The organism is Cyanobium sp. NS01 (assembly GCF_014280235.1).
Lineage (GTDB): Bacteria > Cyanobacteriota > Cyanobacteriia > PCC-6307 > Cyanobiaceae > NIES-981.
Map to the genome: position 1 here is coordinate 734,631 of NZ_CP047940.1, position 10,908 is coordinate 745,538.

A 10,908-nucleotide genomic window follows, 5' to 3' on the forward strand; every position below is an offset into this window, starting at 1 on the left:
CTCAGGGGGCCAGCCGTTCCAGGCGCCAGGGCGGCGCGCTCTGACGGCTGTAGAGGAAGCGGTCGTGCAGGCGGTTCTCGCGGCCCTGCCAGAACTCGATCGTGGCCGGAACCACGCGAAAGCCGCCCCAGCTGGGCGGCCTCGGGATCTCCCCGGCGGCGAAGCGCTGCCGCATGTGCTCCCACTGCATCTCCAGGATCTGGCGGGAGCTGATCACCTGGCTCTGCTGCGACACCCAGGCCCCCAGGCGACTTCCCCAGGGCCGTGAGCGGAAGTAGGCCAGCGACTCGGCAGCGGAGATCCGCTCGGCCTGTCCTTCGATCGCCACCTGACGCTCGAGCACATACCACGGGAACAACAGCGACACCGCCGGCTGCTGGGCGATCTGGCGCGCCTTGCGGCTCTCGTAGTTGGTGAAGAACACGAAGCCGCGCTGGTCGAAGGCCTTGAGCAGCACCGTGCGGGAGCTCAGCCGCTGGCCATCACTGCTGCAGAGCACCATGGCGTTGGGCTCCGGCACGGCGGCCGCCTGGGCCTGGGAGAACCAGAGCCGGAACTGCTCCACCGGATCCGCGGCCAGCTCCGAGCGCCGCAGGCCGCCGCGGCGATACTCCTGGCGCAGATCCGCGAGTGCCCCGCCGCCCATGCCAGGGTCTGGGCCACGGGTGCTGTCATCGCCGGCCATGGAAGCGGAAGGAAAGGTGGAGCCCCTGCTGCAGAGGCTGGCAGGGGTGAGCGGCATGGGGCCGGGGCAGCGCCGCCTGGTGTTGATCCTGCCCCAGCTGGGGGATTTCGACAGCCTCGAATACGCCCAGCAACTCGTGCCCGTGCTGCCCCGGCTCGAGGCGGCCGGCATCGCGCTGCTGGCGATCGGCCTCGGTGAGGCGGCCGGTGCGCAGCGCTTCTGCGCGTTCACCGGGTTTCCCGCTGACCGGCTGCAGGTGGAGTCGGAGCCTTGGCTGCACCGGGCCCTGGGCCTCTCCCCAGGCCTGCAGGCTCCGGGCGGACCCTGGCCATCGCTGCTGCTGATGTGCGCTGGGATCGCCTCGCCCGGCACCCTGGCGGAGGTGCTGCGCGGCTACAGCGGCGACCGCAGCGCCGCCCAGCGCCTTGCCGCCGAAGACACCGTGCTGGTGCCGCCCCTGCCGCCGATCCGCGGCTCGCTGCTGGCCCTGGCCGGCGGGGAGGGGTTCCTGCGGCCCTTCGAGCTGGCCCTGCTGCGGCTGGGCAACATGGCGGAAGTGCTCGGCCGCTGGCGCACCTATGTGCCCCACGACCGCCACCTCACCCAGCGCGGCGGCACCTTCCTGCTGGAGACCGACGACACCCTCCTGTACAGCCACCGCGATCCCGGCCTGCTGGGCTATTCGGCCACCATGGCGAGACCGCTGAGCTTCCTGGATCCGTTCCTGGAGCCGCCGGTGTCGCCACCCACCCCAACGCTGAGCCCCTCCCCTCGCCTGGAATCACCGTGACCATGCTGCTGCCTCCGTTCCTGATCCAGAGCCTGCTGGCCCTGAGCCTGGGCCTGTTTCACCTGGTGGGTCCGGTGCCGACCGACCTGGGCCTGGAGCAGGGGGCCCTGGCGGCCTGCCCATCGCCCGCCCACTGCGCCAGGGAGAGCTGGCCGGTGGCCGACCCTGAGGCGGCGCTGCAGCTGGTGCTGCCGGTGCTGCTGGAGCAGCCCCGGGTTGAGCTGGTCGAGCAGCAGGGCGGCTAGGTGCATGCCACCGCCAGCAGTGCCCTGTTCGGCTTCGTGGATGACGTGGAGCTCTACGCCGATCCCGATGCCGGGCTGCTGCAGGCCCGTTCGGTGTCGCGGCTGGGGGATTCCGACCTGGGCGTGAACGCCAAGCGGCTGGCGCTGCTCCAGGCCGCCCTCACACCCGGGCCCGGCGCTTGAGGTCGCGCAGGCGGCTGCCCAGGGACTGCAGCATCTCCAGGGCGAACATCGGCATCTCCTGCACGGCGAACAGGAATTCCTGCTGGTTCATCACCAGCAGCTTGCAGGGCGTCTTGGCGGTGGCGGTGCCGAAGCGGCGGTGCGAGGGATCGAGGAAGGCGCCGATGCCGAAGGTCTCGCCCGGGCCGATGGTCTCCACCAGGCTGCCGGCATCCCAGTCGAGTTCCACCGTGCCCTCCAGCAGGCCGTAGAGGCAATCACCGGGGTCGTTGCTGTGGAACAGCACGTCCCCGGCAGCGATGGTCAGAACGCTGCGCTTCTGTGCCAGGGCCTCGATGGTGCTGAGGGCGTTCGTGGAGCTGAGGGACATGGGGAGGACAGCGACAGGGTCCTCGCAGAGGACAGGTCCATGGATAGCCCCCGCTGGCCAAGCTGCGGTTAAGAGAGGATTAGTGCGGTAGGCCTGGGCCGTCGTGGGCATCGCTGTCGCAGGAATCATCGATCCGTCATGGGCCCGCTCCCTGGATCGCTTCTCGGGTCGGGATGGCGTGGTGAACGTGTGGATCAACCGCCGCGGGGCCTTCGGTGCTCTGCCGGTGTCGCGCGTCGAAGCGCGGTTCATCCGCGGCACCTTCCGGCGGCTGGATCGCATCACAGGCCTGCGCTTCGCCTACACCAGCCGCCGCGTTTCGGATCTCGATATCAGCGCCGTGCAAGACCTGGGCGGCAGCACAATCGGCCTCGCCTCCCGCCGCCCCGGCTGGTTTGAGGTGGCCTGGGAAGGACGCCGCGGAGGCCGGCTCACCCGCAGTGAGCGGCGCATCATCAACCATGAGATCGGCCACGTGCTCGGGCTCGATCACCCCTTCGGCAACGGCTTCAACCCCCGCTACACCACCAAGGACACGGTGATGTCTTACAACGTCCGCCGCAACTTCGGCTACACCAGCTCCGATGTGGCGGCCCTGAAGTTCATCTGGGGAGGTTGAGCTCGCCCTCTGCATGGGCGGTTAAACCTGATTCAACGAGGCTATTGATACAGATTGACGAGGACAATGCGTGTGGCAGAGGCCGCTTGCGGGTGGCCTCGGTGGACACCATGTTGCGCTGAAATCACCATGTCGCCGGCGCGGCAGAAAACGGGAAGAGCGACATGTCCAGCCAGCAAGCGGTATTCATGCTTGTTGAGGCCGTGGTGCTCGTTAAAGGCCTGGTTCTTCTGTCGCAGGGCTGCATCGTGGTGTGAACACATGATGTAGCAGTAGGGGCCTGTATCAAAACAATTGACGTCGTTGGCATAAACAAATGACTTGACCTTGATTCTCTCTCCGTCGCAGTGGTAGAAGCGCGTGTTCTCCACTCCCTTGCTGACGTAGAGGTTTCGGCACTTCACTTTCAGCTTTCTGTCGAAAGCTCTGCGGGCCAGGGTCTCAACGAGGTCTTCATGCTGGCAGTTGAGAATCAGTTGCCGATTCTCCGGAACAAGATTCTCAGGATGGAAAACATCCATCATGCCGTCGTCTTCTTCATGCCGGAAATTCACCACCGGCTTGGTGCTCTCCACAAGGGCCTTGTAGCCACGTAGCAGCCGATGCTCACCGCGGTTGAGGATCAAGTGCGGTAGCTCACGCCCCGGCGTCAACGCGGCAACGTCGTCCCAGGTGCGTTCTGCCATGGTGGCTAGTGCGTCAACGGCCTGCCTGGACGCCGCGCCACGAATCACGATCAGGCCAGTGCGAGAGAGGGTCTGGGATGCCTCCTGAACCTTCGATCGGTGCCTTCGCAGCGTCTTGAGGTCGAAGCAGATGGCACGAGTCTCACGCCATCGCCGCAGGCCGGAGTGGAGTTTTGGCTCCTGATAGAGCGGGGGAATGTCCCCAGACAGAGCCATGCCTGCCGAAGCTGATCCTGTGGACAGTAACAGCAATCAATCGTTATGGAAGACCAAGTTGGGGGCTCGGGAGCGCTACTACGGAGCCCTGCAGATCGGCTGTCCCGTGGACTTCTACCAAGGGCGCCATGACCCTGACCACAGCGCCTGGCTCAGCTACTTCGTGGATGTGATCCAGCAGGCTGCTGCGGATCTGGCCCAGCGCGCCGAAGCCCTTCAGGCCCATCAGGAACCGCCCGATCCTCAGCCGCTTGCGGGCGTGCCTTGCCGCTGGCGAGGGCCAGGCGGACCAATTCAAGCCGGCTGATCTGGAGGAGTGGTTCGCCGTGTCGCCAACCGCAGCGGCAGGAATAAGCCAAGTGAATCCTGGACTTTCTGCCCGGCATCAATCAGATCCAGACTGAAACCAGTCTGAGACACCCGATGGCCGCCTGGACCGTGAGACCGTGGAGCTCTTCTGAGGTGGACTAGGGGTGCTTGGTCATCGCTATGCCGTAGCAAGCAGGTGACCAGCAGGGTATGGAGCGACTGTGGCTTGGCCCGGGTGGGCCCCGCGCAGAAGCTGGGCTGGATGATCGTCACCGGATCAACGACCGTGAAAGCCGCATCTCAGTGAGGCAATCGAGGCAAGCAGCCAGGAAGGGGCGATTCTGCGCCCATTTCTGCGCTCACTGATGGAGTGGAGACAAGAAGAAGGTCCACCCGCTTCAGAAGCCAGGTGGGAAAGCGTACTTGGAATGGAGCCAAGCGGATTCGAACCGCTGACCCCCTGCATGCCATGCAGGTGCTCTACCAGCTGAGCTATGGCCCCGTTGTGAACGCACGGCTGGAAGAACGCTGGTCGCTCAACCGTTAGGCCTGGTGGCCTTGCCTGGCGCTGCTGGAGCTTACAACGCGGTGGGCCCTCACACCTGGCGCCAGACGGCCACCAGCTTGCCCTGCACGGTCACCTGGTCGGCGGGCAGCACGATCGGCTCATAGGCCGGGTTGGCGGCCTCCAGGGTCACGGTGGCGCCCTGACGGTGGAAGTGCTTGAGGGTGGTGCCGCTGCCGTTCACCAGGGCGCTCACGATCGTGCCCTGGCGCAGGCGGGCGGGATCGACCACCGGCTCCAGCAGCACCACGTCGCCATCGGCGATGTGGGCCTCCACCATCGAGTCGCCGTTCACGGTGAGGGCGAACAGGCCGCGGGTGTCGAGCACGGGGGCCAGGTCGAGCCGTTCCTGCAGGTCGTCATAGGGCTCCACCAGCCCGCCGGCGGCCACGGCGCCCAGCACCGGGATGCCGCCGCTGCCGCCCCCCAGCAGCTCCAGGGTGCGGGCCTGGCCCTCCTGCCAGGTGAGCCAGCCCTTCTGCTGCAGATGCCGCAGCCGGCTCTGGATCGGCGCCGGCGAGCGCAGCCCCATGGCCTCCATCATCTGGCGGATGGAGGGGCTGTGGCGATGGGCGCCGATGTAGTCGGCCAGCCAGTCGTAGAGCTCCTGCTGGGCCTGGGTGAGCACGTCAGGCTGGGATCGGGGCACCGCGGCGCTGTCACTGATACAGATGTACCGCCCCCTGGTCGGTTTGTCCAGTGGGCCGCCCGGATGCCGCTCAGATGCCTCCCAGCAGGGCGGCCAGCAGGGCCTGCTGGGCATGCAGGCGGTTCTCGGCCTGATCGAAGATGCGGCTGGCGGCACCCTCCATGGCGCCGGCGCTGATCTCCTTGCCCCGGTAGGCCGGCAGGCAGTGCAGCACGATGGCGCGGCTGTCGGCCTCGGCGATCAGGTCTTCATCGAGGCACCAGCCGGCGAAGGCGGCGTCGCGGCGCTCCTGTTCGTCCTCCTGGCCCATGGAGGCCCAGACGTCGGTGTAGAGGGCATGGGCACCCCGCACCGCCGCCACCGGCTCGTGGTGCACCTCCACCACGCACTGACGCTCAGCCGCCAGGGCCTGGGAGCGCTCCAGCACGGCGGCATCGGGGCTGTAGTCCACCGGGCAGCCGATGCGCACGTTCACGCCCAGCAGGGCGCCACAGAGCATCAGGGAGTGGGCCACGTTGTTGCCATCGCCCACGTAGCTCAGCGTGAGGCCGGCCAGGTCGCTGGCCCGGTCGCCGAAGGCCTCCTGCAGGGTGAGGTAGTCGGCCAGGGCCTGGCAGGGATGTTCCAGGTCGGTGAGGGCGTTCACCACCGGCACCGAGGCCCAGCGGGCGTACTCGGCCAGCTCCTCCTGGTCGTAGGTGCGCACGGCCAGCACATCCACATAGCGGCTCAGCACCCGGGCGGTGTCGGCCACCGGCTCGCCGCGGCCCACCTGGGTGATGCCCGGCTGCAGGTCGATGGTCTGGCCGCCCAGCCGCGCCATCGCCACGTTGAAGCTGGTGCGGGTGCGGGTGGAGGCCTTGGTGAAGATCAGGCCGAGCACCTTGTCGCGCAGGTCGATGTTGCGGGTGCCGCGCTTGAGGGCTGCGGCCAGATCCAGCAGGGCGGCGGTCTGCTCGGCGCTGAGGTCGGCTGAGGAGAGCAGGTCGAGGCCGCGCAGGGCCTGGAGAGCGGCGAGGCTGGCGCCGGCAGACGTGGGCTGACTGGCCATCGGGCCCCGTTCAAACATCCCTTATCGGAGATGGTGAGCCCCCCAGTCAAGGGGGGCTCAGGCTCAGGCCAGGGCCTTGGCGTCTTCGGGCATGACGCTCTCAGCCAGCAGATCGCGCAGGTTGTCGCCTTCGATCACCTCTTTCTCAAGGATCTCCTGGGAGATACTCTCCAGCAGGGAGCGGTTGTGGCGCAGGATCGCCTGGGCCCGGTCGTGGGCCCGGTCCACCAGGCTGCGCACCTCCTTGTCGATCGCCTGGGCCGTGGCATCACTCACCACCCGGCGGGGGTTGTTGCCAGCGCCGAGGAAGCGGCTGCCGCCCTGCTTGTCGTAGGCCAGGGGGCCGAGGATCTCGCTCATGCCGTAGGTGCCCACCATCTGCTCGGCGATGTCGGTGGCGCGCTGCAGGTCGTTGGCGGCACCGGTGGTGACCTCACCGAACACGATCTCCTCGGCGCTGCGGCCGCCCAGCAGGGTGGCGATCTGGCCTTCGAGATCTTCCTTGGAATTGAGGAAGCGCTCCTCGGTGGGCAGCTGCAGGGTGTAGCCGAGGGCGCTCATGCCACGGGGCACGATCGAGATCTTGGCCACCTTGGCGCCACCGGGCATCAGGTGACCCACGATCGCGTGGCCCACCTCGTGGTAAGCCACCACCTTCTTCTCCTCGGGCTGCAGCACCCGGCTCTTCTTCTCAAGGCCGGCCACCACCCGCTCGATCGCCTCATTGAGGTCGCCCTGCTCCACGCTGGTGCGCTTCACCCGGGCGGCCAGCAGGGCGGCCTCGTTCACCAGGTTGGCGAGATCGGCGCCGGCGAAGCCGCTGGTGGCCTGGGCGATGCGATCGAGGTCAACGCCCTCGGCCAGCTTCACCTTCTTGGCATAGATCTCGAGGATCATCTTGCGGCCGGAGAGGTCGGGGCGATCCACCAGCACCTGGCGGTCGAAACGGCCGGGCCGCAGCAGGGCGGCGTCGAGGGTTTCGGGCTGGTTGGTGGCCGCCAGCACGATCACCGGCTTGTCCTGGCCCGTGAAGCCATCCATCTCGGTGAGCAGCTGGTTGAGGGTCTGCTCGCGCTCGTCATTGCCGCCCACCACGCCCATCGAGCCGGAGCGGCTCTTGCCGATGGCGTCGAGTTCGTCGATGAAGATGATGCAGGGCGCCTTCTTCTTGGCCTCTTCGAACAGATCGCGCACCCGGGCCGCACCGGCGCCCACAAACAGCTCCACGAACTCCGAGCCGGAGATGATGAAGAAGGGCACGCTGGCCTCGCCTGCCACGGCCTTCGAGAGCAGGGTTTTGCCGGTGCCTGGAGGCCCCACCAGCAGCACCCCCTTGGGAATGCGGGCACCGATGGCGGCGTAGCGCTCCGGGGTCTTGAGGAAGTCGACGATCTCAGTGAGTTCGGTCTTGGCCTCATCCACCCCGGCCACATCGGCGAAGGTGACGCGGGATTCCTCATCGGGCACGTACACCTTGGCCTTGCTCTTGGTGAAGCTCAGGGCCCCCTGGGCACCGCCCATGCCACTGCGGCGGGCGAAGAACTGCAGCACCAGAATGAAGATCAGCGGCGGCACCACCCAACTCAGCAGGGTGGTGAAGAAGTTGGGCTTCTGGGGCGGTGCGGCGGCAAACTCCACGCCGTGCTGCTCCAGTCGCTGGGGCAGGTCCATGTCGAAGATCGGTGTGGTGGCCAGCACCGTGGGGGCTCCTTCGGCAGGGGCCTCCTTGAGTTCGTAGCGGATCTGCTCCTGGGTGATGAAGGCGCGCTTGACGCCGTCGTCGTTCACCTGGTCGATGAACAGGGAGTAGGGCACCCGGGGCACCTGGGAGGAGCCGTTGGGAAGGAAGTTGCTGAACAGCAGCAGAACGCCGAAGCCGATCAGAATCAGATTGATCAGGCCGAAGCGCCGCGAGGGCCCTTTGTCATCCTGTCGGATCGGCATGGTGCGGCAGCCATAGGTGTGCCCAAGCTAGGCCTGGTGGGTGAGAGCCCGAACCGACCCGGGGTTGGGAGAACCGATCCTTCACCGTCCCTGCCATGTGCGGCCGCTATTCCCTCACCAGCGAGCTCGACCGCCTGCTGCCCAGGCTCCAGGGCCCCCTGCCAGCGGGGTTGCGGCAGCACTACGCCCCCCGGCCCCAGATCCGCCCCGGGGAACCGCTGCTGCTGCTGCGGCAGGAGCATGGCCAGCTGGGGGCGGCCCTGGCCCTCTGGGGTCTGCTGCCAAGCTGGGTGAAGGACCCCGGCGGCTGCCGGCGGCCGATCAACGCCCGCGCTGAAACCGTGGCCGAGAAGGCCAGCTTTCGCGGGCCCTGGCGCCATCACCGCTGCCTGATCCCCGCCGATGCCTTCCAGGAGAAGGGCCATCAGGTGCGCCGCGCCGACGGGGCGCCGTTCTGGCTGGGGGGGCTGTGGGAGCGCTGGATCGGCGCCGAAGGCAGCGAGCTCGACACCTGCTGCGTGCTCACCACCACGCCCAACGACCTGATCGCTCCCGTTCACCACCGCATGCCCGTGGTGGTGCCGGACGGCCTGGAGGAGCCCTGGCTGGCCCCCTGCGACGGCCCCGCCCTGCGGGCCCTGGAGCCCCTGCTGCAGCCCTGGGATGGCAGCGCCTGGCGACTGGAGCCCCTCCCGAAGCCAGCGCCGCAGTGTGCACCGCTAGACCAGGAACAGTTGGAGCTGCCCTGGTGAGCCTGGAGCAACTGGATGCCTTTCTGGCCGAAGCCCGCAGCCAGGAGAGCCTGGCCGCCCGCCTGAACCAGCCCCTGGAGCTGGTGGAGTTCCTGGAGCTGGCCCGCTCCTGTGGTTACGGCGTGGAGGAAGCCGATGTGCTCGCCGCCCAGGAGCGCCAGGACGCCCAGCTCAGTGATGTGGAACTGCAGCACCGGGCGGGCATCGAGGCCCGCAAGCTGCGCCACTTCATCCAGGCCTGATCCCATGGGCCAGAGCCTCCCCCCACCCCAAGGCGGCGGCCCTGAGCCTTCCGACTGGGACCAGCCGATCACCAGCCGCCGGCCAGATCAGGTGGCGCGCTATCCACGACCTCCGGCCCTGGTGGCCTGCAGCCTGCCCGTGCAGGTGCGGGCCCTGGGCGAGGAGCTGGCCAGCAGCGATCACTCCCTCTGGGTGCTCGAAACCTTCCACCCGCCCACGATCTACCTGCCGCCTCAGGCCCTGCGCAGCGAATGGCTGCGGCCCGGCTCCGGCCGCTCCTTCTGCGAGTGGAAGGGGGTGGCCAGCTACTGGGATCTGCTGCGGGATGACGGTGGCCCGCAGGAGCGCCGGCTGAGCCGCGCCCTGTGGAGCTATCCCCAGCCCACCGAGCGCTTCAGCGCCCTGGCGGGCTGGTTTTCTCTCTATCCGGCCCTGATGGACGGCTGCTGGGTGGATGGCGAGCCGGTGCAGCCCCAGCCCGGCGGCTTCTACGGCGGCTGGATCCTGCCCTGGCTGCAGGGCCCGTTCAAGGGAGATCCTGCCCACCCGGAGCTGAGATGAGGGTGCGGGTGGGGAAGGGCATGCCGCCGCCGTGCTCGGCCACCACTGCACCGATCAGCAGCAGCACCCGGTGCTGCACGGCCCAGGCCACCTTGATGTCGCCGCTAAGGGCGAAGCAGATCAGGCGCAGGTCCAGGCTCGAGTCGCCGTAGCCGATGAAGTGCACCAGGTGGTCCTTGGCGCGATCCACACCCTCCACCTCGAGCACCCGCTCCTGCAGGGCTGAGCAGATGGCCGGAATCAGGTGGCGGTCGCCGTAGCTGAGGCCGAAGGGAATCACCAGGCGCCGGTTGTCGATCTCGGCCACGTTCTGCACCGGCTGGGTGGTGAACACGCCGTTCGGCACATAGATGCGCTGCCGATCGGGATCGCGCAGGCGGGTGTAGAACCAGCTCACGTTCTCCACGGTGCCCAGCAGGGAGAGCTGGGGCAGGCTGATCGTTTCGCCGATCGTGAAGGGCCGGTTGATGTAGATGCTCAGGCCGCTGAGGGCGTTCTCCACAATCGTGCGGGCCCCGAAGCCCAGGGCCGCCGCCCCGAAGCCCCCGGCCGTGATCAGCACCGACGGCGACACCCCAAACATCTGCAGCACCTGGAAGCTGAGCAGCACCCAGATCAGGATGCTCAGCAGCTTGGTGAGCACGTCGAACAGGAACATCCGGTCTTTGCCGTCCAGCTGTGGCAGCAACTGGCCGGCGTAGCGCTCGGCCTTGCCGCTGAGTTCAGCCTTCCAGCGCAGCAGGGTCCAGAACACCCCCACCGCGATCAGGCCATCCCGCAGGGCGGCGCCACCCCGGGCCTGGGCCAGCAGATCCGGAGCGGCCAGGCCGGCGGCCCACCAGAGGGCTGTGCCGAGGGCCAGGGTGAGGCAGAGGCTGAGCTTGCTCAGCAGCAGCAGGGCGCGCCAGAGGGAGTCGCTGCGGAAGCGGCGGGCCAGCTGGTCGAGCACCAGCCACAGCGCCGCGGCCAGCAGCAGCCCCGCCAGCAGCAGCTGCAGGTTGAAGGGCAGGGCCGCGGCGGCAGCGGTGGACGGGGACATG

13 protein-coding genes, 1 tRNA gene and 1 pseudogene are annotated in these 10,908 nt (G+C 67.9%); 7 read left to right on the plus strand and 8 right to left on the minus strand.

From position 1 onward, the window contains the following. Position 1: 1 nt before the first annotated feature. A complete protein-coding gene (gene pdxH, locus CyaNS01_RS03715) occupies positions 2 to 646 on the minus strand; it encodes a pyridoxamine 5'-phosphate oxidase (protein ID WP_186700192.1) in 645 nt (214 codons plus the stop codon). Between the two features lie 37 nt (positions 647 to 683). On the opposite strand from pdxH, the gene CyaNS01_RS03720 reads away from it, so the two are divergent. Both CyaNS01_RS03720 and CyaNS01_RS03725 read left to right on the plus strand, forming a co-directional pair. Further along, positions 684 to 1,475 (plus strand): AhpC/TSA family protein, encoded by a 792-nt coding sequence (locus tag CyaNS01_RS03720; protein ID WP_186698977.1) that lies wholly within the window; start codon positions 684 to 686, stop codon positions 1,473 to 1,475. 2 nt (positions 1,476 to 1,477) lie between these two features. Beyond that, positions 1,478 to 1,903: pseudogene (locus tag CyaNS01_RS03725) on the plus strand (DUF1499 domain-containing protein). On the opposite strand, the gene CyaNS01_RS03730 reads toward CyaNS01_RS03725, so the two are convergent. Further along, entirely contained in the window at positions 1,881 to 2,273 is a 393-nt protein-coding gene (locus CyaNS01_RS03730; RefSeq protein WP_186698979.1) for a Crp/Fnr family transcriptional regulator, read from the minus strand. The pseudogene CyaNS01_RS03725 and the gene CyaNS01_RS03730 sit on opposite strands and share 23 nt — an antisense overlap. A 103-nt stretch (positions 2,274 to 2,376) precedes the next feature. Here CyaNS01_RS03730 and CyaNS01_RS03735 point away from each other — a divergent pair, with 103 nt between their 5' ends. After that, the gene (locus tag CyaNS01_RS03735) at positions 2,377 to 2,892 is read left to right on the plus strand and encodes a hypothetical protein (protein ID WP_186698981.1); all 516 of its coding nucleotides are present in this window, start codon (positions 2,377 to 2,379) and stop codon (positions 2,890 to 2,892) included. A 41-nt stretch (positions 2,893 to 2,933) separates the two neighbouring features. Here the strand turns inward: CyaNS01_RS03735 and CyaNS01_RS03740 are convergent, their stop codons facing one another. Further along, a complete protein-coding gene (locus CyaNS01_RS03740) occupies positions 2,934 to 3,578 on the minus strand; it encodes a hypothetical protein (RefSeq protein WP_186698983.1) in 645 nt (214 codons plus the stop codon). A gap of 214 nt (positions 3,579 to 3,792) precedes the next feature. On the opposite strand from CyaNS01_RS03740, the gene CyaNS01_RS03745 reads away from it, so the two are divergent. Next, positions 3,793 to 4,101, plus strand: a complete 309-nt coding sequence (locus CyaNS01_RS03745) for a hypothetical protein (RefSeq protein WP_186698985.1) — start codon at positions 3,793 to 3,795, stop codon at positions 4,099 to 4,101. Between the two features lie 431 nt (positions 4,102 to 4,532). On the opposite strand, the gene CyaNS01_RS03750 is transcribed toward CyaNS01_RS03745, so the two are convergent. The 4 genes from CyaNS01_RS03750 to ftsH all read right to left on the minus strand — a co-directional run bounded on the left by CyaNS01_RS03750 (position 4,533) and on the right by ftsH (position 8,312). Continuing rightward, positions 4,533 to 4,605: transfer RNA gene (locus tag CyaNS01_RS03750), tRNA-Ala, on the minus strand. Positions 4,606 to 4,699: 94 nt separating this feature from the next. After that, positions 4,700 to 5,317, minus strand: coding sequence for a transcriptional repressor LexA (gene lexA / locus CyaNS01_RS03755; RefSeq protein WP_225875785.1), 618 nt, complete (start codon positions 5,315 to 5,317; stop codon positions 4,700 to 4,702). Between the two features lie 70 nt (positions 5,318 to 5,387). Beyond that, on the minus strand, positions 5,388 to 6,368 hold the full coding sequence (gene argF / locus CyaNS01_RS03760) for an ornithine carbamoyltransferase (RefSeq protein ID WP_186698989.1): 981 nt from the start codon (positions 6,366 to 6,368) through the stop codon (positions 5,388 to 5,390). A gap of 63 nt (positions 6,369 to 6,431) precedes the next feature. Beyond that, positions 6,432 to 8,312, minus strand: a complete 1,881-nt coding sequence (gene ftsH, locus CyaNS01_RS03765; protein WP_186698991.1) for an ATP-dependent zinc metalloprotease FtsH — start codon at positions 8,310 to 8,312, stop codon at positions 6,432 to 6,434. A 95-nt stretch (positions 8,313 to 8,407) separates the two neighbouring features. Here ftsH and CyaNS01_RS03770 point away from each other — a divergent pair, with 95 nt between their 5' ends. From CyaNS01_RS03770 to CyaNS01_RS03780, 3 genes are read left to right on the plus strand one after another with little or no spacing between them, the layout of a single operon-like run. Then, positions 8,408 to 9,064, plus strand: coding sequence for an SOS response-associated peptidase (locus CyaNS01_RS03770; protein WP_186698993.1), 657 nt, complete (start codon positions 8,408 to 8,410; stop codon positions 9,062 to 9,064). Beyond that, complete coding sequence (locus tag CyaNS01_RS03775; protein WP_186698995.1) at positions 9,061 to 9,306, plus strand: Nif11-like leader peptide family RiPP precursor; 246 nt, start codon at positions 9,061 to 9,063, stop codon at positions 9,304 to 9,306. Before CyaNS01_RS03770 ends, CyaNS01_RS03775 begins: the two co-directional genes overlap by 4 nt. Before the next feature lie 4 nt (positions 9,307 to 9,310). Further along, a complete protein-coding gene (locus CyaNS01_RS03780) occupies positions 9,311 to 9,868 on the plus strand; it encodes a DUF427 domain-containing protein (RefSeq protein ID WP_186698997.1) in 558 nt (185 codons plus the stop codon). On the opposite strand, the gene CyaNS01_RS03785 is transcribed toward CyaNS01_RS03780, so the two are convergent. Further along, positions 9,834 to 10,907, minus strand: a complete 1,074-nt coding sequence (locus tag CyaNS01_RS03785) for a mechanosensitive ion channel family protein (protein ID WP_186698999.1) — start codon at positions 10,905 to 10,907, stop codon at positions 9,834 to 9,836. The genes CyaNS01_RS03780 and CyaNS01_RS03785 overlap by 35 nt on opposite strands. Position 10,908: the final 1 nt, after the last annotated feature.

Bases quoted from the DNA above. Each gene is read 5' to 3' on its own strand.
- pdxH (WP_186700192.1), bottom strand. From the start codon at position 646: ATGGGCGGCGGGGCACTCGCGGATCTGCGCCAGGAGTATCGCCGCGGC.
- CyaNS01_RS03720 (WP_186698977.1), top strand. From the start codon at position 684: ATGGAAGCGGAAGGAAAGGTGGAGCCCCTGCTGCAGAGGCTGGCAGGG.
- CyaNS01_RS03730 (WP_186698979.1), bottom strand. From the start codon at position 2,273: ATGTCCCTCAGCTCCACGAACGCCCTCAGCACCATCGAGGCCCTGGCA.
- CyaNS01_RS03740 (WP_186698983.1), bottom strand. From the start codon at position 3,578: ATGGCAGAACGCACCTGGGACGACGTTGCCGCGTTGACGCCGGGGCGT.
- CyaNS01_RS03745 (WP_186698985.1), top strand. From the start codon at position 3,793: ATGCCTGCCGAAGCTGATCCTGTGGACAGTAACAGCAATCAATCGTTA.
- argF (WP_186698989.1), bottom strand. From the start codon at position 6,368: ATGGCCAGTCAGCCCACGTCTGCCGGCGCCAGCCTCGCCGCTCTCCAG.
- ftsH (WP_186698991.1), bottom strand. From the start codon at position 8,312: ATGCCGATCCGACAGGATGACAAAGGGCCCTCGCGGCGCTTCGGCCTG.
- CyaNS01_RS03770 (WP_186698993.1), top strand. From the start codon at position 8,408: ATGTGCGGCCGCTATTCCCTCACCAGCGAGCTCGACCGCCTGCTGCCC.
- CyaNS01_RS03780 (WP_186698997.1), top strand. From the start codon at position 9,311: ATGGGCCAGAGCCTCCCCCCACCCCAAGGCGGCGGCCCTGAGCCTTCC.
- CyaNS01_RS03785 (WP_186698999.1), bottom strand. From the start codon at position 10,907: ATGTCCCCGTCCACCGCTGCCGCCGCGGCCCTGCCCTTCAACCTGCAG.